Here is a 24325-nt window from a genome sequence, read left to right as displayed (position 1 = left end):
AAACCGCCGGTGCCTGTGGCCTGACACAAGGCACTACGCCTTGCCCCGCCGTTCTCGGCGGGGTCTTTTGTTTTCCGGTCAGAGGTGATTGCATGGGCGCGTCGCCAGCACTGCCTCAGAGGTTCCTGTCATGAGCGAGTCAACTGCCAGCCCATCCAGACTGGAACGGTTCGCCGTAACGCAGCCGGATTTTGTGGATCTGGACAACAAATACACCGAAGCCGCAATGCAACGGCACAAGCAGGAGGGCCTTGAACTGGCCGTCCGCGCACGCTGGATCGCCATGGCCTTGACTGGGGTTTTGTTGATCTTTCTGAACCCGCAATGGGAGGTCCTGTGGTATCATTTCATCCTGCTTCTCATCTGCGCCAATGGTTGGTTGATCCGGCGCGCAGGGCGGGTTGGGCAATCGCGAACCGAGCTGTTGCTGATCTTTGTCGATCTTCTGATCATGACGCTTGGGATGATTGTTCCGAACCCGTTCAGCGATGATGTGCGGCCGCTGGCCATGCAGTACCGGTTCGACAATTTTCAATATTTCTTCATTATTCTGGCCGCAGGTACACTGGCCTATTCGTGGCGCACGGTTGTCGCGATTGGCTCCTGGACGGCCCTGATCTGGACGGCGGGTTGGATCATCGCCTGGTGGGTGGCCACGCCGATTCCGGGGATCAGCCAGAAGGTGGCGGCGGCTTTGCAGGGCTATCCGGACGTGGCGGAGTTGCTAGACCCAAACAGTTTTGACATCCCGCAGCGCATTCAGCAGGTGATCGTGTTTGTCATGGTCGCGGTGACGCTTGGCGTGTCGATGCGACGGCTAAATCGCTTGTTGATGAGCAACGCGGGTTTGGAGCGGGAGCGGGCGAATCTGTCGCGTTACTTCTCGCCCAATGTGGTCGATGAGCTCAGCCAGAATGACGAGCCGCTAAAGCAGGTGCGCAAGGCGGACATCGCGGTGCTGTTCATAGACATTGTGGGCTTTACGAAATTTGCGGCCGGACGGGACCCCTATGAGGTGATCGAGGTGTTGCGCGGGTTTCATGCTCGGATGGAGGCCGAAGTGTTCCGTCACCATGGCACGTTGGACAAATATCTGGGTGACGGGCTGATGGCGACTTTTGGCACTCCGGTCGCAACGCCTTTGGACGCAAGCAATGCGCTGGGCTGCGCGCGCGCGATGGTTGGCGTCATCGACGATTGGAACCAGGAACGGCTTCATGCGGGAGAGCATGATATCCATGTCGGGATCGGCGTGCATTTTGGTTCGGTCGTTCTGGGGGATATCGGGGCCAACCGGTTGGAATTTGCTGTGATTGGAGATGCAGTGAATGTCTCGGCCAAGTTGGAGGCGATGACCCGTGATTTTAACGCCCGGATCGTGGTCAGTGACGCGTTGCGGGAGCAGGCATTGCGCGAGAATCCGAATGGCGGAGCGTTGATGGATGGGTTTCAGAAACGCCTGGGCCAGACCGTTCGCGGAGTTGAAACCCCTATGGATATCTGGGTTTTGTGAACGGCTCCCGCCTGATTGGGCAGCATCAAAGATGCAGCCCCTCCAGTTGGGCCGGGCAGCGCTCGGTGCGCGCTGCTGTCACGCCCTTGGGCCTGGGTTCAGTGCTTTGTTGTAGGGGTGCCAGTCGGTGATCTCGGGGTAGTAGTGCCGCCGCCAAGCGCGGACGCGAGGGTTCATGACGCGGCGCCACAAGGGCGGGATCATCGCGGCGACGGTCATGACCGGGTAGCCGTAGGGCAGTTGCGGTGCGTCTTCCTGCGCGTGGTTCTGCAGCAGCGGGAAGCGTCGATTGGGTTTGTAGTGGTGGTCCGAGTGTCGCTGCAGGTTGATGAGCAGCCAGTTCGACGCTTTTTGCGAGGCATTCCAGGAGTGCCGTGGCAGAACGTGTTCGTATTTTCCCTCGCCCAAGTGTTTTCGGGTCAGCCCGTAGTGTTCCACGTAGTTGACCAGCTCTAACTGCCAGATCGCGACGCCCGCTTGCAGCAGGAACAGGACGAGGCCGGGCCAACCTCCGATCAGGGCGGCGAGGATCAGCATGCCGGTTTGCAGGGCCCAGTAGCGCCAGAACGGATTCGAGAGGTCAGTCCACGGTCGGTCCTTTCGGGCAAGCTTGTCCCGCTCGGCCCGGAAGGCCGAGATCAGGCATTGCCAAAGGACACGGGGGTAGAAGCGGTGGAAACCTTCGTTGTAGCGCGCCGTCACCGGGTCGCGTGGGGTGCCGACGTGACGGTGATGGACCAGCAGATGCTCGGACCGGAAGTGAGAATAGAGGACCATCGCAAGAAGGAGATCGCCCAGCCAACGCTCAGATCGGGATTTCTGGTGCATCAGCTCGTGGCTGTAGTTGATCCCGATCGTGCCTGAGATGACGCCCATGCCGAAGAACAGCCCGATTTTCGACCAGCTCGACAGGTGATCGCTATGGGTTGCGTACCAGATCAGGCCAAACAGCGTTAGGAATTGGACAGGCACCCAGAGCTTGGTCAGCAGGATGTACCAATGCAGCGCGTCATCGGGCGTTTCAGGGTCGGCGTTTTGCAGATTGAGGCCGGTCAGGCGGTCCAGAATCGCAAAGGCCCACCATGTGGACAGGGGGATCAGCAAAACCCACCACCCCCCCGCAAAGACCGTTGCCCAGATCAGCGGGATCAGCAGGATGGATACCCAATAGGGCAGGGCGGCTTGCCAGCGCGAAAGGGTTTGAGTCGCGATCATCCTAGATGCTCCGAATAGGCAGATGCACCCTAGCCGGACGGACCGAGCTTGCCCAGCGGGCTTATTGACCCCGCCACAGGTCGTAGGCTTTGCGCATCACTGTCGGCAAATCGCTGGGTTTGAAGTCATGCTTGGGCAATAGGGTCAGCCCGTCGGGTTCGGTGCCCTCGGGCAGCGGTGCGGTCCAGATCCGCAACACCAGATGGAAATGCGTGAAGGTGTGGCGCACCTCGCCGTTCAGCGCGCGCCACTCTGCCGAAAACGGTGGGGCCTCGGGCGGAGCGTCGGACCAGTCCGAGCCGGGCCAGCCCAACATGCCACCCAGCAGGCCTTTGTCGGGGCGGCGTTCCAGCAGGAGCGCTCCGTTTGGGTCTTGCGCAATGTAGACATAGCCGAATCGCGTGGGTTTCGGCTTTTTGGGCGATTTCTTCGGCAGCTCCGGCTGCGTGCCTGCAGCGCGGGCAAGGCAGGGGGTCTGCACGGGGCAGATTCCACAGGCCGGGGATTTGGGTGTGCAGATTGTGGCCCCCAGATCCATTACGGCCTGCGCGTAGTCTCCGGGGCGCAGCTCGGGTGTCAGAGCGGCCGCTTTCTCTTTCAGAACAGGTTTTGATCCGGGCAACGTGTCGTGAATGTCGTAAAGCCGCGCCATCACCCGCTCGACATTGCCGTCCAGCACGGTTTCGGGCTGGTCAAACGCAATGGCCGAGATCGCGGCGGCGGTGTAGGGGCCGATCCCTGGCAGGTCCAACAGCGCGTCATAGGTGTCGGGGAACTGTCCGTCGTACTCCTCTGCCACTACACGTGCGCACTTCAGCAGGTTGCGGGCGCGGGCATAGTAGCCGAGGCCCGCCCATTCCCCCATGACCTGATCATCAGGGGCTGCGGCCAGCGACTGCACTGTGGGCCAGCGCGTTGTAAAGCGGGTGAAATAGTCCCGCACGGCAGCGACGGTCGTCTGTTGCAGCATGACCTCGGACAACCAGACCCGGTAAGGGTCCGGCGCCACGCCTGCGGCGCGGTCGGCTGGGCCAACACGCCATGGCATCTCACGCGCGTGGCGGTCATACCAGTCGAGCAATTCAGCGCTCAGGTTAAATTCGGGGCTGTCACGCAAGTTTTATCTGTCTCACTGTCGGGTTTCGCTGGCGCCCGCTGGCCTGCCTATTACAATAGCGGTGCAGGAGTTGGAAACCAGATGCAGCGCAGACGTTCTTCGACCCGCGGGTTCAAACGCACCGCGACATTGCTGAACGATCAGATCAGGCGCGCCGGCGAAAGCCGGGGCTTTGCCGTTTCGCGCCTTCTGACCCATTGGGCCGAGATCGTGGGCCAGGACACTGCCGCCATCGCAAGACCCGTGAATGTGGGCTATGGCAGGAACGGGATGGGGGCGACCCTGACCGTGCTGACAACAGGGCCGCAGGCCCCCATGCTGGAAATGCAGAAAGAACAACTGCGCGGGAAGGTGAACGCCGTTTACGGCTACAACGCGATCAGCCGTGTGCGCATCACCCAGACCGCTCCGACCGGATTTGCCGAGGGGCAGGCCAGTTTCGACCACAAGCCGAAACAAGCGAAACCAGAGATCAAACCTGAAATCATGGCCGAAGCGGGCAGGGTCTCGCAGGATGTTCATGATGAAGATTTACGTGCGGCCCTTGAACGTCTGGGACGCAACGTTTTATCCAAGCAGAAACGCTGAGAAAGGGCTGAGAATGAGCCGTATTGCAACCGTAATCTGTGCGGCTGTCGCCGTAGCCGCTGGTGGCTATTGGATGACAGCTTCGAACACGTCTTCCGTCAATCCTTTGGTTGGCAGCGCCATCGCGCAAGAGGCCAATCTCGACACCTCTACGATCATCGAGATGGTGCAAGGGGCCGAGGATGCGCCGGTCGAGATCATCGAATATGCCTCCTACACTTGTCCGCATTGCGCCACCTTCCATCAGGGTGCCTATAAGCAGCTGAAGAAGGACTTCATCGACACCGGCAAGGTCAAGTTCATCTATCGTGAGGTCTACTTTGACCGCTATGGCTTGTGGGCGTCGATGGTTGCGCGCTGCGCTGGGCCCGAGAAGTTTTTTGGCATTACCGATCTGATCTATCAGGGCCAGTCCGAATGGACCCGAGCCGGTGGTCCAACGGAGATCGTGGATGAGCTGCGGAAGATTGGTCGTCTGGCGGGTATCGACAATGACCAGCTTGAGGCCTGCCTGCAGGACGGCACACGCGCCCAGACTCTGGTGGCTTGGTATCAGGAAAACGCCGAGCGTGATGACGTGACGGGCACCCCGTCCTTTGTTGTGAACGGCAAGAAGGTTTCGAACCAGTCCTATGAGGACTTCAAGCAACTGATCGAAGACGAATTGGGCAGCTAACTGCCCATTGGTCGGCCTGCGCTCGGGCCGACCATTCTCGTGACTTGGGGCCGGTCACTTGGGGGATGGGGCCGCGTTCAGGAGCATCTCTTTGACCTGCTCGGGGTCGTTCACTTGCAGCCGGACGGGCAGGGTGACGACCTTGTTGCGGAAAGCTTGCGGCAAGCGCACCGCGTCTTTTTCCGTCGTCACCATCTGAGCGCCAAGCAGGCGCGCTTCGTTTTCAAGCCGGGTCATCAGCGCCGGGGTCAGTGGTTGATGATCGTCGAGCGCCTCGGCACGCAAAAGCTCAGCCCCTTGTTGGCGCAGGGTCTTAAAGAATTTCTCAGGGTGGCCGATCCCGGCAAAGGCCAAAACCCGCGATCCAGCCCAGTCCATGCCGGTTTGCAACGGCGCGACAACGCCCGTTGCATGAGGCACTGTTAGCTTGTGGCCCCATTGCGCGGCGAAGTCTTCTTGCGCTTGCGTATCGCCCAATGACAGAACCAGATCGGCGCGTTTCAAGCCGACCTCTACGGGTTCGCGCAGGGGACCGGCTGGCAGACACAGGCCGTTGCCGAACCCACGCTGGGCATCCACCACGATTATCGAGAAATCCTTTGCGACCGACGGATTCTGGAAGCCATCATCCAGAACAATCACGCTTGCGCCCGCCTCTGCCGCGGCGCGCGCACCTGCGGCACGATCCTTGGCGACCCAGACCTCGGCGAACATGGCCAGCAGAAGCGGCTCATCCCCGACCTGAGCGGCGCTGTGTTTGGCGGGGTCAACCCGAACTGGGCCTTCCAGCGACCCGCCATGTCCGCGCGTGACGACATGCGGCTCGTGCCAGGCGTTGCGCAGCTGTTCCAGTACCCAGATCACCGTGGGGGTCTTGCCGGTTCCGCCTGCGTTCAGGTTGCCGATGCAGATTACCGGCACACCCGGTTTCAACCCGGGATGAGAGCTGACCCGGCGAGCCGTCGCCGCCGCATATAGCCGCCCCAATGGGCTGAGTAGTCGGGCACGCAGCGCCGGGCGTGCGGGGTCCGAGTTCCAAAAGTCAGGGGCGCGCATCGTGGTTACTCCGCTGGTCCAAAAGGTCCTGCAGCATGTCGACTAGCCGCTCGGCCTGTGGTGCACCTTCGGTGATCGCCTGCCAACCTGCCAGCGCCATCCCCGCCGCGCGATCCGGGGCCAGAAGGGCGACGACCGCATCTCCAAGCTCGGTCGCGGTTTTGACCGGATGGGCGGCACCGGCCTCGGCAAGGCGGGCATAAACCGTCTGAAAGATATCGACATGAGGGCCATAGATAACCGCCGATCCCAACGCGACAGCATCCAGCGGGTCCTGCCCGCCCGCGCCGCGTTCCAGCGAGCTGGCCATGAAGGACACAGGTGACACACGCTGCCAAAGGCCAAGATCTTCGGGCTCAGAGCTGACAATCACCTGCGTCGTGTCCTCGATAGGGCCGCCGTCATCCCAATTGGAACAGCGCAAGTCCATGGTTTCAAGCCGTCGCTGCAGCGGCGCGGCCTCGGCCCGATCCGCCACGTGCAAGATCAGCGCCAATCGCGGCAGAATGCGCAGCGCTTGCCGATGGGCACTGAGGACCGAGATGAACTCTTTCGCCTGAACCCGCGCCGCCAGCCAGACCGGACGTCCGGCGAGGGCGTGGTTGGTCTCGATCAATTCGTCCTCGGGCCAGGGGTGCGGGTTCGGACTGAACTGCAGTGGGGGCGCCTTGCGCACTTTGGAGGAAGCAACCCCCATCCGCCGGATCTGGCGGGCCGTTTCGTCGGTGGTGGTGAGGATATGCTCGAAGCAATCGAACGTATATCTGCTGATATCCGGTAGCCACCGCGCATTGCGGGACAAGACGACATCCAACTGCGCCTCAATCAGAAGCATCGGGATTTTGCGCTCTTCCGCGCGGGTGATGATGCTGGGCATCAATCCCCCTCCGACCCAAAGACCCAGATCGGGTTTCCAATGGTCCAGAAAAGCCCGCGCTGCGCCGGTTTGTTCGGCGGGTAGGTTGACCATGGGAAAGGGGCTTCCTGTCCAGCGGCTCAGGTCGATCTCGGGCGGGGCGCTCAGCAGGATCGACAGGCCGGGTCGGGCCTGTTGCAGCCTGAGGCAAAAGTCACAGATCGCACGCAGGCGATCGCGGGTTGCGATGTGCACCCACACAAGCTCTCCGTCCGGGCGGGGCTGATCCGGTCGGATGCTTTGCTGCGCACCCCCCCAGGACAGGACCCGGTAGGCCGCAAGACTCAGAGATCGCGGTTTGCTCATGGGGAGATGCCAGGGCCGTTCGGATCAAGCCGGGACGAAAGCTGGTTGTGGATTTCCTGCGCCGCGGCCAGAACGCCGTTTAGCCGAGGCTGTGCGTTGTTGAACCGCAGGGGCTGGCCTGCGCGATCAGTGCAGATCCCTCCGGCCTCGCGAATGATCAGGTCGCCCGCCGCGATATCCCATTCCCAACTGGGTCGCAGGGTCAACATGCCGTCAAAACGCCCCTCACCGACCAAGGCCATGCGATACGCCAGCGACGGGCGATAGGCACGGTCAAACTCCGGCACCTCGCCACCGCGCCAATGGTGGCTGTTCATGTTGGGCTTGGCGGCAAGAATTGTGGCAGCCCCAAGCGTCGAAGCCTCCGAGGCGCGGATTGGCGCACCGTTCAGGGTGGCGCCCTGACCTTTCGCCGCCGAATAGAACAGGTCGCGCAGGGGCAGGTAGATCACAGCTGCGGTGACTTCTCCGTGCTCAGTAACGGCCAACGAATGTGCCCAAGTGCGCGAGCCTTCGGCAAAACTGCGGGTGCCGTCAATCGGGTCGATGATGAAGGCGCGGTCCCGCGACAGGCGCTTCGGACTATCCTCGGTCTCTTCGCTGAGCCAGCCATAGTCGGGCCGCGCCGTGGGCAGCATCTGTTCCAGCATTTCGTTGACGGCCAGATCGGCCTCGGTAACCGGCCCGGCACCGTCGGGCTTGTCCCAACGCTGGGCCTGCGCGCCCGAAAAACGGGTCGCGATCTCTCCGGCCTTGCGTGCGGCGTCGATCAGGAGTGGCAGGTCAGTTGCCGGCAAGGGTCATCCCTTCGATCAGCACCGAGGGAACAACGCGCGACAGGTAAGGGCGCGCGTCATTGGCTGGGATGATCCGTTTCAGCATGTCGCGCAGGTTGCCCGCGATGGTGCATTCATTGACCGGATGCGTGATCTCGCCATTCTCGACCCAAAAGCCAGAGGCCCCGCGCGAGTAATCCCCCGTATTGGGGTTGATCGTCGATCCGATCATCGAGGTGACCAGCAACCCGGTACCCATATCGCGCATCAGATCCGCGCGGCTTTGGGTGCCCTGGGTCAGGCTGAGGTTCCAGTTGCTGGGCGAGGGCGGCCCCGAGACACCGCGCGCTGCATTGCCGGTTGAGCTCATGCCAAGCTTGCGGGCGCTGGCCAGATCTAGCGTCCAGCCGGTCAGTACTCCGTTCTCGACAATCGCCCGGCGGCGCGTTGCCAGCCCTTCGGCGTCAAATGGGCGTGAGCTTGAGATACGTGGGCGGTGCGGGTCTTCGATCAGCGACAGATGTTCCGGCAATACCTGTTCGCCCAGACAATCCTGCAGCCACGACGCCCCACGCGCGATCGCTGCGCCGTTGCTGGCGGCCAGCAAGTGCCCGATCAACGATGATGAAATGCGCTCGTCAAAGAGCACCGGAAAACTGCCCGTTGCGGGCTGGCGCGCGCCCACTTGTTCTACTGCGCGTTCTCCGGCCGTCCGCCCGATCTCCTTGGCGTCCCGCAGGTCGGCTTGGAAGGTGCGGCTGTCGCCGTCGTAGTCCCGCTCCATCCCGGTGCCTTCGCCCGAGATCGCAACGCAGGATGTTGACCGGCTGCTGCGCGCATACCCGCCCGAGAATCCGTTGGTGGCCGCCAGATGCACCCGATTTGTGCCATAGCCCGCCGCCGCGTCCGAGACTTGCGATACGCCTTGCACGGCCAGAGCGGCAGCCTCAGCCGCCAGCGCATCTTGCATCAGCGCCTCGGCAGAGGGTTCCGGGGAGGGATCAAACAGCTCAAGCGCGTCGAGATCCCAGCCGTTGGTCAATTCCTCGCTGGCCGCCAGACCGGTGAAAGGGTCCTCGGGCGCTTCGCGCGCCATGGCGACGGCCCGTTCGGCCATGGCCGTCAACGTTTCGGGACGGCTGTCAGAGCTTGAAACAATGGCCTGCTGCTTTCCCAGAAATACCCGCAGCCCCAGATCGGTGCCTTCCGAGCGTTCCGCATGTTCCAGCGCGCCGCCACGTACCTCGACCGAAACGGAGGATCCGTCGATCACGATGGCATCTGCCGCCTCGGCCCCTGCGAGGCGTGCGGCGTCAAGCAATTGCTGGCTGATTTCTTCTGGTGTGCGGGTCATGCGGCCTCCGGATGTGTTGCCAAGGACCTAGCCTTGCACCGCGCCTCTCGCAAGACCCTGACGGTATTGTGTGGGAGGGCCGATCACCTGCGGCCCTCCCGGATATCATCACTTAATGCGCTGACCATTGGCCTTAATCTGACCGTCTTCAGTGAATTCGATTGTCGAATTCAGTGTGTCGGGTTCATCGCCCGGAACGGCCATCATGCCCATCATCATACGCGCACCCAAGGCGTCGTTGTCGGACATCAGGCCCATGCCGATCAGTTTGTCGATAAGCGCGTTGGCCCCAACCAATTGCAGGTTCGCAACACCCGTCGGAATGGGCATGCCGAATTCGTCGAGGTTCTCGTTGTCCAACGTGAAATCACCATCCCCGGTCAAGCGCGCGCCAACCATCGAGACCAGCAATTCGTTGATTTTCAGCGAATGCAGCTCGGCAGGGACTTCGCCTTCTTCTTCAAGCGCAGCAGCTTGTTCCGGATCGAAGATGTTCAACAGAACTTTCGCCGTGCCGGTCGTGTCCAGCGCAATGGTGGCCGGATCGCGCGGTAGGTTGCCCGCCGGGTCGAAAATGCTCCAAAGGACGTCAGACATGGTGAAATCGGTCAGGTTCAGGCCAAAGGCAAAGGGCGCAGCTTCCTCCGATTCTTGCACTGGGATGTCCAGGTTCAGACCCGCCTTCGCCATTGCGATCTCAATCGGGAAGGGCAGGTCACCGGTGGTCACTGCCAGTTTCGCGTCATTCTGTTCAAGGTCATAGGCCACACGTTCGCCATCTACACTGGCCTCAAGTCGACCACCTTGGGACGAGCTTGCCATGGTGAATTGCTCACCTTCGCTGACGCCGCTGATGTCTGTCTTGCCCGAGCCATAGGCGACCATGCCGGAAAAGGCGAAGCCTGCGTCATACAATGCCTGCGGATCAGCCAGATCGAACCCAGAGGGCAGGACACTGTCGCCGCTGGATGTCAGGCCGTTCAGTACCCCGTCAATCAACCCCGATTCCCCGGTTTCAGGGTCTTTGAAGCTAAACTTATAGGCCATTTGGTCGGCGTCGAGCGTCTGCGTGATCTCGCGATTGTCGCCGATCAGCATGCGCGATGTGCCAGCCATACCTGTAAATTCGATACCACCTTCCAGCGCATCTTCGGGAATTGGCTCGTCTCCGCCCTCGATCGAATCCAACACAATCCCGAGGGCTGCCGCCGTGTAGTCATAGGTCATGTCGGAAGGATCACCTGACACAACCATTTCCAGATCTGTCTGGCTGTAGGTCAGGTTTGCTGTGAACTTTTCATCTTCGACACCGCCCGAAATGACCATCGGAAAGCTACCGGGGAAGCCGACGTTGACGGTGCCATCGCCGTTTTCGGTCAACGTGACCTCGGGCATGGTCATCTGGAACTGGCCGTCCTCTTCAGGGAAGTCCATGGACAGGGTCATGTCGTTGATGGTCATGACATCGCCAGCGCTGCTGGGTTCGCCCTCGACCGTGTAACCTACGGACCGGAAATACTCTTGCCAGTCGTTCCAGACGTCATTTGCAGTCAGGTCGGCATATGCACCTTGAGTTGCGACGGCATAGGCCAGAACGGTGCCACAGCTGCGGCGGATGAAAACAGACATAAGGTAACCCTTCTTGATCAATTTGCGCGCATGGTCGGGCTTGTGGCAGGCATCGTCAAGGGGGCAAGGGCTGGACCCTTTCCCCGTTTCCGCGTTACGCCTGTAGCCAAAGGTCAGCCCAAGACGTGAGGAGCGTTAAATGCAGGGAAAAACAGTACTCATAACAGGGGCCAGCCGTGGAATCGGCGCCGAGGCCGCGCGCGTGTTTGCCGCAGCGGGGGCGAATGTCGCGCTGGTGGCCCGTAGTCGTGATCAAATTGATACGCTTGCGGCTGCGTTGGGCGACAATGCGATGGCACTGGCCTGCGACGTCAGCGATTTCGCGCAGGTCGAACAGGCGGTGGCCGATTGCGTCGCGCGTTTCGGCGGTTTGGACGTTTTGATCGGCAATGCCGGTGTGATCGAGCCGATCTTTCACCTGTCAAATGCCGATGTCAGCGCCTGGAGCCAGGCCATTGATATCAACCTCAAAGGCGTATTCTACGGGATGCGTGCCGCTCTGCCAGTGATGCGGGCGGCGGGTGGAGGGACGGTTCTGACCGTTTCCTCAGGCGCCGCCTCGAACCCGGTTGAGGCCTGGAGCCACTATTGCGCCTCGAAGGCCGGTGCGAAAATGCTGACGGAATGTCTGCATCTGGAAGAGGCTCATAACGGTATCCGCGCCATGGGCCTGTCGCCAGGAACAGTGGCAACCGATATGCAGCGCGTCATCAAGGCCAGCGGCATCAACCCTGTCAGCCAGCTGGACTGGGATGTTCACATCCCGGCGGATTGGCCCGCACGGGCATTGCTGTGGATGTGTTCTTCGGACGCCGACGAATATCTGGGGGCCGAGATTTCCCTGCGCCAAGACGACATTCGCCAAAGGATCGACCTGACTTGATTGAACTGACCAAGGAAGACGGATTGTGGACCGTCACGATCGACAATCCGGGCAAGGCCAACGCACTGACCGGCGCGATGCTGACCGAACTGGCCGAAATCGCCGAGGCCGCGACTGAGGCGCGCGCCTTGATCCTGACCGGTGCGGGCAAGGTCTTCAGCGCCGGTGCTGACCTGGAAGAAGCCCGAGCGGGGCTTGCCACGTCGGACGTCTGGGAGCGGTTGTCAGGTGCAATCGCGGCACTGCCATGCCTGACCGTTGCGGCATTGAACGGAACGCTGGCGGGCGGTGCAAACGGCATGGTCTTGGCCTGCGACCTGCGAATCGCGGTGCCTTCGGCCAAGTTCTTCTATCCGGTGATGAAGCTTGGTTTTCTGCCGCAACCCTCCGATCCCAAGCGCATGGCCGCAATGATCGGCCCGGCGCGCACCAAGCTGATTCTGATGTCGGGCCAGAAGATCTCGGCGGAGGAGGCCTATGCGTTCGGTCTGGTGGATCGCATCGTCTCGCCTGACGATCTGATGTCGACGGCGCGCGCGCTGGTGGCCGACAGCCTGGCGGCAAAACCAGAGATCGCAGCAGGGATTGCAGAGCTTTGTCGCTGAGATTGTCCGCAGTCAGGCTGCGCGTCGCTGATCCGGCTCGACTGGCCGGGTTCTATCGGGATGTTTTGGGTATGTCCGTGCAGGAAATCGGCGATTCCCGGCGTGTAGGATATGTCGGTGAAGATGCTGATCTGCTGCTGCTACCGGGCGGTAGGGGGTATTCCCACGATCAGGGGCATCGCTATTGGAAGATCGGGATCACTCTGCCCGATGTCGATCTGGCCGCCGATACACTGCGGGCCAAAGGCTATGCTGTCAGTGAGCCGCGTCAGTTCCTCGATATTGGGTACATGGCGCATCTCAGCGACCCCGAAGGCTTTGTGATCGAGCTTTTGCAGCATGATTTTGAAGGCAACCGCCCGGAAAATGCCGCCGACCCTGGGGCCCCGTTCGCCGGCGCACGAGTGGGTCAGATCACCTTGCGCACAGGGGATATCGCCGCCGAGGATGCGTTCTGTCGTGCTCAGGGTATGAAGCTTCTGTCGATGCAGGATGTGGCGACCTATGGGTTTGACCTGAATTTCTATGCCTTCACGCATGAGGCTCCGCCCGATCCTGACCTTTGGGCGGTTGAGAATCGCGAATGGCTCTGGAAACGACCCTACACAACGCTCGAGTTCCAGCATGTGCAAGGAGCCCAATTCGCGCCTGTTCCCGACTATCAGGGGATCGAGGTCGAGGGTCTGCCCGCCGCACTTTCGGATGCTTTTGGCGATCCGGTTCTGCCCGGCTAAAGCGTTTTGCGTTTTACTTTAGGTGAGATCATCGAAATGCGCGTTCGACCGCAGGGAGAGGCAGCGTATTTCGATTCAAATCAAACGCAAAGCGATCTGATCAGCGCCCGCGCCGTTTGCCCGGAACTTTCGACCGGAAACCGGGCGGGCGTTTGCGAACCCAGTTCAGGAATTTCTCAAGCCTTGGATGGGCGCGCAGGGCCTCGACCGTGTTGAAGCTGCGCGCCAGCTCGGCTTCGGACAGGGTGGCGTGGACCTCTTTGTGGCAGATCTGGTGTAGCAGAACGGTCGGTCCGCCCTTGCCTCCTTTGAGTTTTGGGATCAGATGATGCAGGCTGCCGCCGCCATCGGGAATGGGGCGGTCACAAAGCGGGCAGATCGGATCGCTGTTCGTCATGGTTGGGAATGATGCGCCTGCGGGCGGCGAAGGCAAGAGGGCGAAGATGGCGCAGGCAGTGGTGATCGGGGCAGGACCGGCCGGGTTGATGGCGGCCGAGCAGCTTGCCGTTGCCGGTCACTCGGTTCTAGTGGCCGAGGCCAAGCCCTCGGTCGCGCGCAAGTTTCTGATGGCCGGAAAGTCGGGTCTGAACCTGACTAAGGATGAACCCCTTGAGACACTGATCCAATCTTATGATGAGGCCGCAGACTGGCTGCGCCCGATGCTGGCCGAGTTCGACGCGCAGGCCGTGCAGGACTGGGCGCGCGACTTGGGACAAGAGCTTTTCACCGGCTCAACAGGCCGTGTTTTTCCGACCGTTATGAAAGCCTCACCCTTGCTGCGTGCATGGCTGGCGCGTCTTGCGGATAGAAGTGTCGAGATACAAACCCGCTGGCGCTGGACGGGGTGGGAGGGCGATGCGCTGGTTTTTGACACGCCTGATGGCGCGCAACAGCTGCAGCCCGACGCAACCGTGCTCGCCATGGGCGGGGCCAGCTGGGCGCGGTTAGGCTCGGACGGGACCTGGGCACCATGGCTGGCGGCGAAGGGTGTGCAACTCGCGCCGTTTGCACCTGCAAATGCTGGGCTTTTGGTCGACTGGTCGGATCACATGACTGCGCATTTCGGGGCGCCGATCAAAGGGGTCGCGCTGCAAGCCGGAACCCAGCGCACACGCGGTGAAGCGGTGATCTCTGCCCGCGGCTTGGAAGGCGGGGGCGTCTACTCCATCTGCAAGCCCGTGCGAGAGGGTGCGCCCCTGACGATCGATTTGATGCCTGACCTGCCTGTCTCAGAAGTGGCCGCACGCCTAGCAAAACCGCGCGGCAAAATGAGCCTGTCCAATCACCTGCGCAAAGCTCTGAAACTCGGGCCGGTGCGAACCGCGTTGCTTATGGAGTTCGCCCGCCCCCTTCCAACTACACCCGACGACGTGGCGGCGTTGATCAAGGCCCTGCCGGTACACCACGCAGGATTGCGCCCGATGGATGAGGCGATCTCGACCGCCGGAGGCATCACACGCGCTGCATTGACCGACGGATTGATGCTGACCGCGATGCCCGGTGTGTTCTGCGCCGGAGAGATGTTGGATTGGGAGGCATCCACTGGCGGCTACCTTCTCACGGCCTGTCTGGCGACGGGGCGCTGGGCAGGAAGGTCGGCGGGCGACTGGTTGAACCGCTAACGCGACCGGGCCAGCATTGCCAGCCGGATCATCGCGCGTTCGACCAAGGCAATCGTGGGGGCCGTTTGTCCGGCCGAGCGTAGCGACAGGTCGGTATCTGTCAGCACTGTCAGCGCCGTCTGCAGCTTTGGCGCGCCCCACCCTTGAGCCTGCCGTAAAATACGGTTGCGTCTTTTGCCGTAGACGGGCGGGCGCAACTTGCCAATCCCTTGCGCCGCCCCACCGGGGTCGGAAGCGCAAGCGTAAAGCGTACGGAAATGCCGGGTCGCGCCGATACACAGCGTCACCCCATTGGTGCCCTGCGCCTGCAGGCGACGGATCAGCGGCCCGATCTCTCCGGCACGGCCTTCGGCGACCACGTTCAATACATCATCCAGCGCGGCCTCGGTCGAGCGGGGCGCGCAGGCTTCGATGTCTTCGAGGCTGAGTTCGCTCTCGTCGCCGCGTTTATACAGCGACAGCTTCTCGACCGTTTGGGTGAAATCACCGGGGCTGAGGCTGACCGCCAACTCTCCCAGCGCCGACATCGCGTCGCGCGGGATGTTCTGCAAGCCGGCCCGAGTCAGAATGCGTTCAACCTCGGCCCGAGAGGGCGGATCGTCGTAAATGCCCACCGCATAGGCCGCCGGGTGCGATTCGAAGGCCTTGCGGATTTTCGAGCTGGCTTTCAGCTGGCCTGCTGTCACGATGATCTGAGCATCGCCGGGGGCCCAATCCTCAAGCGCGGCGAGGATCGAGGGCGCGGCGGTATCTGTTGCCTCTTCCACGAACACCGCGCGGGCGCCGGGGAAAAATCCAACCGCTTTGATCGCATCCAGCAATAGCGCTGGGTCGCCGCGCAGATCGCCGCCGGGCATCCGGGTCAGGCGCATTTCTTCTTCGGCGTTTGCACCAAGCAGCGCGGTCAGCACCTGTTGGCGCTTCAAAGCCACGCGCATAGTGTCGGCGCCGTGGATCAGCAACCCGGTCTTGTTCGCGTCCGGTCTGGCAAAATACCCGTCAGCCTCGCGCGGGCTCAACCTCATGAGGTCAGGCCCGGCGTCGCATAGAGGCGATTGACGATCTGGTCGGACAGAATCACCATCAGGCGCTCTCGGGCGTCGCGCTCATCCGCCAGGGTCGAAACGGTGGAACCTGCCGCCGAATAGCCCACGAAATCCGTGACTTCGCCCGAGGCTAGAATCTGCCCGGTTTCATTCGATTTCAGCGTGTATTCGGCGCGCCCGTCGATGGACAAACGGTTGATTTCGTTGGTGGACGTGATCGCAGCAGCCTGGACGGCGGTCTCAACACGGACATCCAGACGGTAGGCATTGCCCGACGTCGCACTGCGCCCCAGCTTTTGTTCGAGGTTTTGAACCAGCAGGTAACTCTCGACCGTGTTCGGGGCCGATACTTCAACCCTACCAAAGAGTTCCGACCCCGCCCCACCGGGCGCATAGATCGGTTCAAACCCGCAGGCGGCCCCAAGAAAACAGGCAGCCAGCGGGGCAAACAAAAAACTTCTGCGGTTAAACGACGACATTCACGATCCGGCCCGGGACAACAATCACCTTCTTCGGCGCGGATCCCTCCAACGCCTTTTGCACAGCTTCGGTGCTGAGTGCGATTTTTTCAACCTCATCCTTGGGCATATCCTTGGGAACGCTGATTTCCGCGCGGCGTTTGCCGTTGATCTGGATCGGCAGGGTGATGGTGTCATCGACCAGCATCGCCTCATCCGCGATCGGCCAAGCAGCTGTTGCCACAAGACCCTCACCACCCAGCAGCTGCCAGAGTTCCTCGGACAGATGCGGCGTCATTGGCGACATCAACTGTGCCAAAGTCTTAGCGGCTTCGCGCTTGGCCTCGGTCCCTGCTTTCGACTTCGCCAGAGTATTGGTGAACGCATAAAGCTTGGCGATGGAGGCGTTGAAGCCAAAGGATTCGACTCCCCCCGAAACATCATGGATCGCTTTGTGCATCTCGCGCATCAGGGTTTCGTCTTCACCATTGGCCGGCACATCCGACTCGGCGATCTCGGAGGCGATGCGATGGACACGGCTAAGGTGCTTGAATGCGGCCTCGGCGCCAGAGGCTGTCCATTCCACGTCGCGCTCGGGTGGCGAATCGGACAACACGAACCAACGGGCGGTATCTGCACCGAATGCCGAGATGATGCTGACCGGGTCCACAACGTTTTTCTTGGATTTCGACATTTTGGCCGAAGGGATGATTTCGACCTCGGTGCCATCGGCCAATTTGCCGTCGGTCACATCCTCGGGCAGGTGATATATCGGGCGGCCGTTAGCGTCGCGCGTCTGGTAGATCTCATGTGTGACCATGCCCTGAGTGAACAGCGCATTGAACGGCTCAATGGCCTTTTGCGGCAGGTGGCCGGTGATCTGCATCGCACGGGCGAAGAAGCGGGAATAGAGCAGGTGCAGAATCGCATGCTCAATACCGCCGATATACTGGTCGACATTCATCCAGTACTCGGCCTCGGCCAGATCGGTCGGGGTTTCCGCGCGCGGAGCGGTGAAGCGGGCATAGTACCACGACGAATCGACGAACGTGTCCATCGTGTCTGTTTCACGCTTGGCCGGTGCGCCACAGGACGGGCAGGGCGTATCCCGCCAGCTGGGGTGGCGGTCGAGCGGATTGCCGGGGATCGAGAAGTCGATGGCTTTGCCGTTGCCGTCATCATAGGGCAGCTCGATCGGCAGGTTCTCTTTCTTCTCGGGTACCGTGCCGCATTTTTCGCAGTGAACCACGGGAATCGGGCAGCCCCAGTAGCGCTGGCGGCTCAGACCCCAGTCGCGCAGACGGAATTTGGTGACGCCTTCGCCCCAACCCGCCTTTTCAGCAAAATCGACGGTGGCGTTGATGGCCTCTTCTCCGGTTGCCTCGGTCAGGCCCGCGAAGTGGTTCACCCAGCGGACTTTCTCGGTTTTCGGCGGAACGAATGCGAGCTTGTCGACCGGAGACTCATCGTCCAGCGCAAAGAACGTATCGACCACGGGCAGGCCGTATTTGCGGCAGAAATCCAGATCGCGTTGGTCATGGGCCGGGCAGGCGAAGATCGCGCCGGTGCCGTAATCCATCAGGATGAAGTTCGCGATCCAGACCGGTAGTTCCCAATTCGGATCCAGCGGGTGCTTCACCTTGATGCCAGTGTCATAGCCCAGCTTCTCGGCGGTCTCGATCGCTTCTTCGGTGGTACCACCCTTGCGGCATTCAGAAACGAATTCAGCGATTTCCGGGTTTTCGGCCTCAAGCTTTTTGGCAATCGGGTGATCTGGTGAGATACCGACAAAAGACGCGCCCAGCAGGGTGTCGGGGCGAGTCGTATAGACGGTGATCGGCTCACCTCCGTCGGTGCGTTCAAAGCCAAATTGCAGGCCACGCGACTTGCCGATCCAGTTCTCTTGCATCAGGCGGACTTTGGCGGGCCAGTTTTCAAGCGCGTCTAGCGCGTCCAGCAATTCCTCGGAATAGTCCGAGATCTTGAAGAACCATTGCGTCAGCTCGCGCCGTTCCACCAGCGCGCCCGAACGCCAGCCGCGCCCGTTTTCAACCTGCTCATTGGCCAGAACGGTCATATCGACCGGGTCCCAGTTCACGACGGCGTTCTTGCGATAAACCAGACCGGCTTCGAGCATATCGAGGAACAGCGCTTGCTGCTGGCCATAATATTCCGGGTCACAGGTGGCGAATTCGCGCGACCAGTCGATCGACAGGCCCAGAGGTTTCATCTGCCCGCGCATGTCGGCGATGTTGCCATAGGTCCAGTCTTTGGGATGGCCGCCAATCGCCATCGCGGCGTTTTCTGCCGGCATCCCGAACGCGTCCCATCCCATCGGGTGCAAGACGTTATGGTCGGTCGCCAGCTTGTGCCGTGCGATCACGTCGCCCATCGTATAGTTGCGCACATGCCCCATATGGATTCGGCCAGATGGGTAGGGAAACATCTCAAGCACGTAGTATTTCGGCTTGTCCGCCTTGTGGTCGGCGGTGAAGATTCCGGCCTTGTCCCAGGCCTCTTGCCATTTTGCTTCGATTTCACTGGCCGAGTAGCGCGACATCATGCGGTCCTTCGTAACTGAAAACGCCGGGTAGGAACCCGGCGTGGTCTTTAGAGCGATTTTGATCGGGTTGCTAGAACTTGTTGTCTGCAATCCGTAGCTGTCTTGCGCGCGAGAGGATCGCATCCTCGACCGCGCGGGTGGTTGCGGCGCTGACCGGAGAGCCCCCGCTGGACTGCAGCGCAACCGAAAGGGAGCGCGCGGCAAGCGCCGGGTCACTTATATGCACGGTGGCGCGATACTGCCGCCCACCGCCCGGAGGGGTGCCGTAACCCGTTACGATTACACCCGTAAAGGGATCAACCTCTTGCACGGGCAGGAAATTCAGAACATCCAGCGACGCCGCCCATAGGTAACGGTTTACGTTTGTGGTCTGCTCGGCGTTGTTGGGGCCGAAGATATCCCAGATCGACGTACGTTCGGGATCATCCAGCTCGCGCTCATCGGTGCGGGTGCTGTTGGAAGTAAGTAGGTCCGGGTTCGTAACGGCGCTGCGATTCTGTCCGCACGCTGCAAGAGTTGCAGTCAGAAAGATCAAACCCAAAGTCGTCGGCAAGCGCATCGTTGGTCGGTCCTGTTTCGCTATAATTGCGGTCATTGGAAGCTACTCCTAGCCAAGGACCCTTTGCGCAACAAGCCTATTCTTATCAAATCCCACTATATCCGCGTGACAGGGCGGTGATCAGGACTGTGGCATCCTTGCACCAATCCAACTTCAATGCGGTCCCGGTATTTAGGCCAACCTTGCACAAAGGGGGGGAAAAGAGCGAAACGATGTCCGTGCTGAGACATATGCTTTGCATGTGTCGAGTAGAAAAACTTTTTGAAACCGAGGGAAACAAGATGAAAAAAGTTCTCTTCGCAACGACGGCGCTGGTAGCGACCGCAGGCGTTGCAGCAGCTGAAGTTAACTTCAGCGGTTACGGCCGGTTTGGTCTGGGTTACCAGGAAGACCGTACGCAAACCACCACCCTTACCGATGCTGGCGCCGACGGCGTACCGGGTACTTCCGATGATGTGTCGTATGCAGGTACGACTGAGTCTGACGACGTTATCCTGGTTTCGCGCTTCCGTCTGAACATTGACGGCATCGCAGAAACCGATGGCGGCGTTCGCTTCGAAGGTCGTATTCGTGTACAGGCTGACGACGATGGCCAAGGCGAAGCTGGTACAGCTCAGCTGAACGGCGCACGTTACTCGGTTATCTTCGGTGGTCTGCGTGTTGACGCTGGCAACATCGCCGGTTCGTTCGACAACCTTGCAAACTACTACGGCTACGAAGTTGGTCTGGAAACATTCCTGGGTCAGTACTCGGGTGTTGACTATAGCTTCGCAACCTACAGCTCGACCGGTGCAGGCGTAAACGGCGTCTTCTTCCAGTACGCTGTTGGTGACTTCGCATTCGGTGCGTCGTATGACCAAGCTGCAACCATCACCGCAAGCAACCCTGTTGCTCCGGTTCCGCCAGCAACCGTGGGTACACTTGACCTGACCGAAGAAGATGGAGACCGTTGGGACATCAGCGCGACCTACACCTTCGACAACATCACTGCCGCTCTGGCCTACGGTCAGACCGACGGTGGTTCGGGTGACGACCCAAGCCTGCTCGTTTTCACCTTGGGTGCTGAGTTTGGTGACTTCGCAGGTACTCTGTTTGTTGCAGACGATAACACCGAAGTAGATGCCACCGACGGCACTGCATACGGTCTGTCGGTTGCCTACAACGTTGGCGCTGCGACCACCATCCAGTTCGTCTACGGTGACGGTTCGGCTGATGGCGATACCCGCAACGTTGGTATCGGCGCTCACTACGACCTGGGTGGCGGTGTATCGCTGCGCGGTGGTATCGGCCAGATCAAAGAAGGTGAAGCAGACAGCTTTGTCCGCGCCGACTTTGGTGCCCAGTTCAACTTCTAAGTTGATCTGAACCACACGGTTCTAGGGCGGGTCTTCGGACCCGCCCTTTTCTTTTGCACCGACTTGGTGTTTGTCTCGCTGCAAATCAGATTTGAGGATCGCCATGTCGCTGTCAGAGATTTCCGCCCGTATCGCAAAAGCCGAAGCCAAAGCCGGGCGGGCTGCCGAGTCGGTGAAGCTGATTGCCGTATCCAAGGTGCAACCAAACGAGCGTGTGCAGGATGTGCTGGAACAGGGTCATCGGTGCTTTGGCGAGAACCGCGTGCAGGAGGCAGCCGGAAAGTGGCCCGCGTTCAAGGAACAATTCGAAGGAATTGATCTACACTTGATCGGCCCATTGCAAACCAACAAAGCCCGTCAGGCGATGGAGCTTTGCGATGCCATCCACTCGGTCGATCGCCCGAAACTGGCGAAGACTCTGGCACGGTTGGCACAGGAGTTGGGGTCCTGTCCGGACCTGTTCATCCAGGTCAATACGGGGGAAGAGGAACAAAAGGCGGGTATCCTTCCCGCAGATGCGGATGGGTTCATTGCAGAATGCCGGGCGCTGGACCTGCCCATACGCGGTCTGATGTGCATCCCGCCGGTCGAGGAAGAACCCGCGCTGCATTTTGCATTGCTGGCGAAGATTGCCGCTCGCAATGACCTCGAGGGTCTTTCGATGGGCATGAGCGGCGATTTCGAACAGGCGATTGCGCTAGGGGCCACCCATGTGCGTGTCGGATCGGCCATTTTTGGCGAACGGGTCAGACCTCAGGAATGATCAGGCGGGTGCCGGGCGTGACCCGCTTGGCTATCCAGCGCAGGTGATCGCGCCGGAAGGCGACACAGCCCTCGGTCGGATAACCCGGTCTCCGCCATTGGTGCAGGAAGATGGCAGAGCCTTTGTCCGGCACCGCATTCGGCCAGTTCCAATCGGTCAGCAGCACCAAGTCATAGAGAGGGTCCGCGCGGCGCAACCGTTCATGGCTGAACGGATAGGGGGCGGTGACCAGTTGGTTATAACGACTGTCCTTCGAATCGTCTGACCACAGGTCTTGCGCGCCGATCGGAATAGCCCATGACGTGGGGGCCGTGATCCGGTCCGCGCGGTAGAGCATGCCGACAATGCGATGAACACCGACCGGCGTGGCGCCATCGCCTTCGCATTTACTAGTACTCCGCCCGCCTTTCCCGATTGAGCAGGGAAAGGACCGCCCCCGGAAACGAATGCCCCGCGGGGTCAGCACCAAATCTGCGGGTGTCACAGCAAATGCCCGGATTTCGCGGCCTTGGTCTCAAGATATCCGCGGTTGTGGGCGGTTTCCCCGACTTTCAGCGGAACCCGCTCGGCGACGGCGATCCCCGTGCGCTCCATCATGGCGATCTTCGCGGGATTGTTGGTCAGCAACCGGACCGAGCTGAAGCCCAGCGATTTCAGAATATCCGACCCGAGGCGGAAATCGCGCTCATCATCTTCAAATCCAAGGCGATGGTTGGCTTCGACCGTGTCAAAGCCCTGATCCTGCAGGAAATAAGCGCGCATCTTGTTGGCCAGTCCGATTCCGCGCCCTTCCTGGTTCAGATAGAGCAACACGCCTGCACCCTCGGTACCCATCTGAGCCAGTGCGCCGCGCAGCTGAGGGCCGCAGTCGCATTTCAGGCTGCCCATGATGTCGCCTGTAAAACACGCCGAATGAAGCCGTGCTAAGACGGGTTTACTGCGATCCGGTCGCCCGACCTCGACCGCGTAATGCTCTTCCCCGCCGTCTTCGGGGCGGAAAACGTGCAACCGGCCAGCTTCAGAAACTTCCATTGGTAAGCGCGCGGCGACAACCGGGTGCAGGGCGCTGCGATCTGCAAGATGCGGCGCGGCCCGGGAGTGATCTATGCAGGTCAAACCGTAGGTTGCCACGAAATTACGACCGTCTTCGACCGGCAGCACCACGGCGGCAGGCAGCAATCGGGCGGATTTGGCCAACGCGATGGCAATGCGATGCAGATTGGCCTTGCCCTGCCTTTCGGTCATCAGCGGGCCCTTCATCGGCGCATTCAGATCGTCTGATGGGTCCGCTACGGCCTGCACCCATGCCATGTCTGCATCTGCCGGGATCAACACCCGCGCCAGATCGCCATCGTAAGCGCGTGCTTTTAGCGTTTCCGCCCGTCGCCCGGTGATGGCCACCACAGGTGCCCCACCCAAACTGCGCAGATCGGCAAGTCGTTGGGGCGTGATCGTCTCGGCCGAGATGGCCAGAACGCTGCCGCCATTGTCATCCACCAGCACGATTGGCACGCCCATCCGCAGGTCAGCCCGCGCGCGCGCCAGCAATTCGGTGATATCGGGGATGAGACTCATCTATGTTACCCTATAACGTTCGACCCTTTTCCTAGCGCTTTCGGCTGGAATTGTGAAACATTTCCGCTGCGTCTGACACGAAGGCGTGAGACGGTTGCAGTAAATCTTGTTGATTGCATATTCCACACGCAAGTGATGGGAAAGGCTTTGGAGGACCCAAGAATGGCTCAGCTCAAGAAAATCCTATTAGTGGATGATGACGAGGACCTGCGCGAGGCGCTCAGCGAGCAACTCGTGATGACCGAGGATTTCGACGTGTTCGAAGCCTCTGACGGAGCGTCCGCAATGGAGCGTGCACGCGAAGCGATCTACGACCTCGTGATTCTGGATGTGGGTCTTCCCGACACGGACGGTCGAGAGCTGTGCCGCCTGATGCGTAAGCAGGGTGTCAAAAGCCCGATCCTGATGCTGACGGGCCATGACAGTGATGCCGACACGATCCTGGGTCTGGATGCCGGTGCCAATGACTATGTCCCCAAGCCGTTCAAGTTCCCGGTTCTGCTGGCCCGTATTCGCGCCCAACTGCGCCAGCATGAACAGTCCGAAGACGCCGTATTCGTGCTTGGCCCTTACACGTTCAAGCCTGCAATGAAGATGCTGATCACCGAGGAAGACCGGAAAATCCGTCTGACCGAGAAGGAAACCAACATCCTCAAGTTCCTCTACCGCTCGACCGATGGCGTGGTGGCGCGCGATGTCCTGCTGCATGAGGTCTGGGGCTACAATGCGGGTGTTACGACTCACACGCTGGAGACGCACATCTACCGCCTGCGTCAGAAGATCGAGCCTGATCCGTCAAATGCTCGCCTTTTGGTCACAGAGTCAGGTGGATATCGACTGGTATCTTGATCCGAGGTGGATTGATTTGGATCAAAGTGATACCCTGAAGTCATAATTAGGTTACTCCCAACCCGTGCATGTCCGGGTAATGACATGTACCTCCCTGTTGGACTGCCGGGCCAGATGGCCCGGCTTTTTTCGTTGAGCGTGTCCACAATCGCTCATGCCCCGGCGTT

24 protein-coding genes are annotated in these 24325 nt (G+C 60.6%); 10 read left to right on the top strand and 14 right to left on the bottom strand.

From position 1 onward, the window contains the following. Positions 1 to 130 precede the first annotated feature (130 nt). On the top strand, positions 131 to 1513 hold the full coding sequence (locus ACR0B5_RS10580; RefSeq protein WP_480540277.1) for an adenylate/guanylate cyclase domain-containing protein: 1383 nt from the start codon (positions 131 to 133) through the stop codon (positions 1511 to 1513). 78 nt (positions 1514 to 1591) lie between these two features. Here the strand turns inward: ACR0B5_RS10580 and ACR0B5_RS10575 are convergent, their stop codons facing one another. Together ACR0B5_RS10575 and mutY are read right to left on the bottom strand one after the other, a co-directional pair. Continuing rightward, positions 1592 to 2728 (bottom strand): alkane 1-monooxygenase, encoded by a 1137-nt coding sequence (locus ACR0B5_RS10575; RefSeq protein WP_480540276.1) that lies wholly within the window; start codon positions 2726 to 2728, stop codon positions 1592 to 1594. 61 nt (positions 2729 to 2789) lie between these two features. After that, the gene (mutY, locus tag ACR0B5_RS10570; RefSeq protein WP_480540275.1) at positions 2790 to 3845 is read right to left on the bottom strand and encodes an A/G-specific adenine glycosylase; all 1056 of its coding nucleotides are present in this window, start codon (positions 3843 to 3845) and stop codon (positions 2790 to 2792) included. A gap of 81 nt (positions 3846 to 3926) precedes the next feature. Here mutY and ACR0B5_RS10565 point away from each other — a divergent pair, with 81 nt between their 5' ends. Together ACR0B5_RS10565 and ACR0B5_RS10560 are read left to right on the top strand one after the other, a co-directional pair. Continuing rightward, positions 3927 to 4433, top strand: a complete 507-nt coding sequence (locus ACR0B5_RS10565) for a DUF721 domain-containing protein (RefSeq protein WP_170375623.1) — start codon at positions 3927 to 3929, stop codon at positions 4431 to 4433. A gap of 13 nt (positions 4434 to 4446) precedes the next feature. Then, on the top strand, positions 4447 to 5109 hold the full coding sequence (locus ACR0B5_RS10560) for a DsbA family protein (protein ID WP_480540274.1): 663 nt from the start codon (positions 4447 to 4449) through the stop codon (positions 5107 to 5109). Positions 5110 to 5163: 54 nt separating this feature from the next. Here ACR0B5_RS10560 and lpxK read toward each other — a convergent pair whose 3' ends face one another. The 5 genes from lpxK to ACR0B5_RS10535 all read right to left on the bottom strand — a co-directional run bounded on the left by lpxK (position 5164) and on the right by ACR0B5_RS10535 (position 11146). Continuing rightward, entirely contained in the window at positions 5164 to 6165 is a 1002-nt protein-coding gene (lpxK, locus tag ACR0B5_RS10555; RefSeq protein WP_480540273.1) for a tetraacyldisaccharide 4'-kinase, read from the bottom strand. After that, complete coding sequence (locus ACR0B5_RS10550; RefSeq protein ID WP_480540272.1) at positions 6152 to 7387, bottom strand: 3-deoxy-D-manno-octulosonic acid transferase; 1236 nt, start codon at positions 7385 to 7387, stop codon at positions 6152 to 6154. The genes lpxK and ACR0B5_RS10550 overlap by 14 nt, the downstream gene beginning before the upstream one ends. Next, positions 7384 to 8184: an inositol monophosphatase family protein gene (locus ACR0B5_RS10545; protein ID WP_480540271.1), complete on the bottom strand. Its 801-nt coding sequence runs from the start codon at positions 8182 to 8184 to the stop codon at positions 7384 to 7386. Before ACR0B5_RS10545 ends, ACR0B5_RS10550 begins: the two co-directional genes overlap by 4 nt. Beyond that, positions 8171 to 9517 carry a TldD/PmbA family protein gene (locus ACR0B5_RS10540; RefSeq protein WP_170766735.1) on the bottom strand — a complete coding sequence of 449 codons (1347 nt, stop codon included), beginning with the start codon at positions 9515 to 9517 and terminating at the stop codon, positions 8171 to 8173. The genes ACR0B5_RS10545 and ACR0B5_RS10540 overlap by 14 nt, the downstream gene beginning before the upstream one ends. 108 nt (positions 9518 to 9625) lie before the next feature. Beyond that, a complete protein-coding gene (locus ACR0B5_RS10535) occupies positions 9626 to 11146 on the bottom strand; it encodes a DUF2125 domain-containing protein (protein ID WP_480540270.1) in 1521 nt (506 codons plus the stop codon). Positions 11147 to 11285: 139 nt separating this feature from the next. On the opposite strand from ACR0B5_RS10535, the gene ACR0B5_RS10530 reads away from it, so the two are divergent. Genes ACR0B5_RS10530 through ACR0B5_RS10520 form a run of 3 tightly spaced genes read left to right on the top strand, consistent with a single transcriptional unit; the run spans position 11286 to position 13368 of the window. Further along, the gene (locus tag ACR0B5_RS10530) at positions 11286 to 12029 is read left to right on the top strand and encodes an SDR family oxidoreductase (protein WP_480540269.1); all 744 of its coding nucleotides are present in this window, start codon (positions 11286 to 11288) and stop codon (positions 12027 to 12029) included. Continuing rightward, positions 12026 to 12634: an enoyl-CoA hydratase/isomerase family protein gene (locus ACR0B5_RS10525; RefSeq protein WP_480540268.1), complete on the top strand. Its 609-nt coding sequence runs from the start codon at positions 12026 to 12028 to the stop codon at positions 12632 to 12634. The genes ACR0B5_RS10530 and ACR0B5_RS10525 overlap by 4 nt, the downstream gene beginning before the upstream one ends. Before the next feature lie 2 nt (positions 12635 to 12636). Further along, entirely contained in the window at positions 12637 to 13368 is a 732-nt protein-coding gene (locus tag ACR0B5_RS10520) for a VOC family protein (protein ID WP_480540267.1), read from the top strand. A 100-nt stretch (positions 13369 to 13468) separates the two neighbouring features. Here ACR0B5_RS10520 and ACR0B5_RS10515 read toward each other — a convergent pair whose 3' ends face one another. Beyond that, entirely contained in the window at positions 13469 to 13765 is a 297-nt protein-coding gene (locus ACR0B5_RS10515) for an HNH endonuclease (RefSeq protein ID WP_170483195.1), read from the bottom strand. 46 nt (positions 13766 to 13811) lie between these two features. Here ACR0B5_RS10515 and ACR0B5_RS10510 point away from each other — a divergent pair, with 46 nt between their 5' ends. After that, positions 13812 to 14990, top strand: coding sequence for a TIGR03862 family flavoprotein (locus ACR0B5_RS10510; protein WP_480540555.1), 1179 nt, complete (start codon positions 13812 to 13814; stop codon positions 14988 to 14990). Here the strand turns inward: ACR0B5_RS10510 and holA are convergent. From holA to ACR0B5_RS10490, 4 genes are all read right to left on the bottom strand, one after another. Further along, a complete protein-coding gene (holA, locus tag ACR0B5_RS10505) occupies positions 14987 to 16015 on the bottom strand; it encodes a DNA polymerase III subunit delta (protein ID WP_480540266.1) in 1029 nt (342 codons plus the stop codon). The two genes, ACR0B5_RS10510 and holA, sit on opposite strands and share 4 nt — an antisense overlap. After that, positions 16012 to 16515 (bottom strand): LPS assembly lipoprotein LptE, encoded by a 504-nt coding sequence (gene lptE, locus ACR0B5_RS10500; RefSeq protein WP_170666101.1) that lies wholly within the window; start codon positions 16513 to 16515, stop codon positions 16012 to 16014. The genes holA and lptE overlap by 4 nt, the downstream gene beginning before the upstream one ends. Next, positions 16502 to 19054 (bottom strand): leucine--tRNA ligase, encoded by a 2553-nt coding sequence (gene leuS, locus ACR0B5_RS10495; RefSeq protein ID WP_480540265.1) that lies wholly within the window; start codon positions 19052 to 19054, stop codon positions 16502 to 16504. Before leuS ends, lptE begins: the two co-directional genes overlap by 14 nt. A 73-nt stretch (positions 19055 to 19127) precedes the next feature. Further along, entirely contained in the window at positions 19128 to 19616 is a 489-nt protein-coding gene (locus ACR0B5_RS10490; RefSeq protein ID WP_170376039.1) for a DUF3576 domain-containing protein, read from the bottom strand. A gap of 281 nt (positions 19617 to 19897) precedes the next feature. On the opposite strand from ACR0B5_RS10490, the gene ACR0B5_RS10485 reads away from it, so the two are divergent. Both ACR0B5_RS10485 and ACR0B5_RS10480 read left to right on the top strand, forming a co-directional pair. Beyond that, entirely contained in the window at positions 19898 to 20971 is a 1074-nt protein-coding gene (locus ACR0B5_RS10485; RefSeq protein WP_480540264.1) for a porin, read from the top strand. A gap of 103 nt (positions 20972 to 21074) precedes the next feature. After that, positions 21075 to 21734: a YggS family pyridoxal phosphate-dependent enzyme gene (locus tag ACR0B5_RS10480; protein ID WP_480540263.1), complete on the top strand. Its 660-nt coding sequence runs from the start codon at positions 21075 to 21077 to the stop codon at positions 21732 to 21734. On the opposite strand, the gene ACR0B5_RS10475 is transcribed toward ACR0B5_RS10480, so the two are convergent. Then, positions 21718 to 22218: a L,D-transpeptidase family protein gene (locus tag ACR0B5_RS10475; RefSeq protein ID WP_480540262.1), complete on the bottom strand. Its 501-nt coding sequence runs from the start codon at positions 22216 to 22218 to the stop codon at positions 21718 to 21720. The two genes, ACR0B5_RS10480 and ACR0B5_RS10475, sit on opposite strands and share 17 nt — an antisense overlap. Then, entirely contained in the window at positions 22215 to 23309 is a 1095-nt protein-coding gene (gene ribA, locus ACR0B5_RS10470) for a GTP cyclohydrolase II (RefSeq protein WP_480540261.1), read from the bottom strand. Before ribA ends, ACR0B5_RS10475 begins: the two co-directional genes overlap by 4 nt. Before the next feature lie 162 nt (positions 23310 to 23471). Here ribA and ACR0B5_RS10465 point away from each other — a divergent pair, with 162 nt between their 5' ends. Further along, positions 23472 to 24158: a response regulator transcription factor gene (locus ACR0B5_RS10465; protein ID WP_170375588.1), complete on the top strand. Its 687-nt coding sequence runs from the start codon at positions 23472 to 23474 to the stop codon at positions 24156 to 24158. Positions 24159 to 24325 lie beyond the last annotated feature (167 nt).

It is taken from the genome of Ruegeria sp. AG1 (assembly GCF_056541705.1).
The sequence above is the reverse complement of the archived record's forward strand: the minus strand, read 5'-3'. Positions and strand labels throughout refer to the sequence as shown.

What these genes read in the sequence shown, in the direction of transcription:
- lpxK (WP_480540273.1), bottom strand. Translation starts at nt 6,165, where the DNA reads ATGCGCGCCCCTGACTTTTGGAACTCGGACCCCGCACGCCCGGCGCTG.
- ribA (WP_480540261.1), bottom strand. Translation starts at nt 23,309, where the DNA reads ATGAGTCTCATCCCCGATATCACCGAATTGCTGGCGCGCGCGCGGGCT.
- lptE (WP_170666101.1), bottom strand. Translation starts at nt 16,515, where the DNA reads ATGTCGTCGTTTAACCGCAGAAGTTTTTTGTTTGCCCCGCTGGCTGCC.
- ACR0B5_RS10550 (WP_480540272.1), bottom strand. Translation starts at nt 7,387, where the DNA reads ATGAGCAAACCGCGATCTCTGAGTCTTGCGGCCTACCGGGTCCTGTCC.
- ACR0B5_RS10565 (WP_170375623.1), top strand. Translation starts at nt 3,927, where the DNA reads ATGCAGCGCAGACGTTCTTCGACCCGCGGGTTCAAACGCACCGCGACA.
- ACR0B5_RS10575 (WP_480540276.1), bottom strand. Translation starts at nt 2,728, where the DNA reads ATGATCGCGACTCAAACCCTTTCGCGCTGGCAAGCCGCCCTGCCCTAT.
- ACR0B5_RS10540 (WP_170766735.1), bottom strand. Translation starts at nt 9,517, where the DNA reads ATGACCCGCACACCAGAAGAAATCAGCCAGCAATTGCTTGACGCCGCA.
- ACR0B5_RS10510 (WP_480540555.1), top strand. Translation starts at nt 13,812, where the DNA reads ATGGCGCAGGCAGTGGTGATCGGGGCAGGACCGGCCGGGTTGATGGCG.
- holA (WP_480540266.1), bottom strand. Translation starts at nt 16,015, where the DNA reads ATGAGGTTGAGCCCGCGCGAGGCTGACGGGTATTTTGCCAGACCGGAC.
- ACR0B5_RS10465 (WP_170375588.1), top strand. Translation starts at nt 23,472, where the DNA reads ATGGCTCAGCTCAAGAAAATCCTATTAGTGGATGATGACGAGGACCTG.
- ACR0B5_RS10530 (WP_480540269.1), top strand. Translation starts at nt 11,286, where the DNA reads ATGCAGGGAAAAACAGTACTCATAACAGGGGCCAGCCGTGGAATCGGC.
- ACR0B5_RS10490 (WP_170376039.1), bottom strand. Translation starts at nt 19,616, where the DNA reads ATGCGCTTGCCGACGACTTTGGGTTTGATCTTTCTGACTGCAACTCTT.
- ACR0B5_RS10535 (WP_480540270.1), bottom strand. Translation starts at nt 11,146, where the DNA reads ATGTCTGTTTTCATCCGCCGCAGCTGTGGCACCGTTCTGGCCTATGCC.
- ACR0B5_RS10560 (WP_480540274.1), top strand. Translation starts at nt 4,447, where the DNA reads ATGAGCCGTATTGCAACCGTAATCTGTGCGGCTGTCGCCGTAGCCGCT.
- leuS (WP_480540265.1), bottom strand. Translation starts at nt 19,054, where the DNA reads ATGTCGCGCTACTCGGCCAGTGAAATCGAAGCAAAATGGCAAGAGGCC.
- ACR0B5_RS10580 (WP_480540277.1), top strand. Translation starts at nt 131, where the DNA reads ATGAGCGAGTCAACTGCCAGCCCATCCAGACTGGAACGGTTCGCCGTA.
- ACR0B5_RS10515 (WP_170483195.1), bottom strand. Translation starts at nt 13,765, where the DNA reads ATGACGAACAGCGATCCGATCTGCCCGCTTTGTGACCGCCCCATTCCC.
- ACR0B5_RS10480 (WP_480540263.1), top strand. Translation starts at nt 21,075, where the DNA reads ATGTCGCTGTCAGAGATTTCCGCCCGTATCGCAAAAGCCGAAGCCAAA.
- ACR0B5_RS10485 (WP_480540264.1), top strand. Translation starts at nt 19,898, where the DNA reads ATGAAAAAAGTTCTCTTCGCAACGACGGCGCTGGTAGCGACCGCAGGC.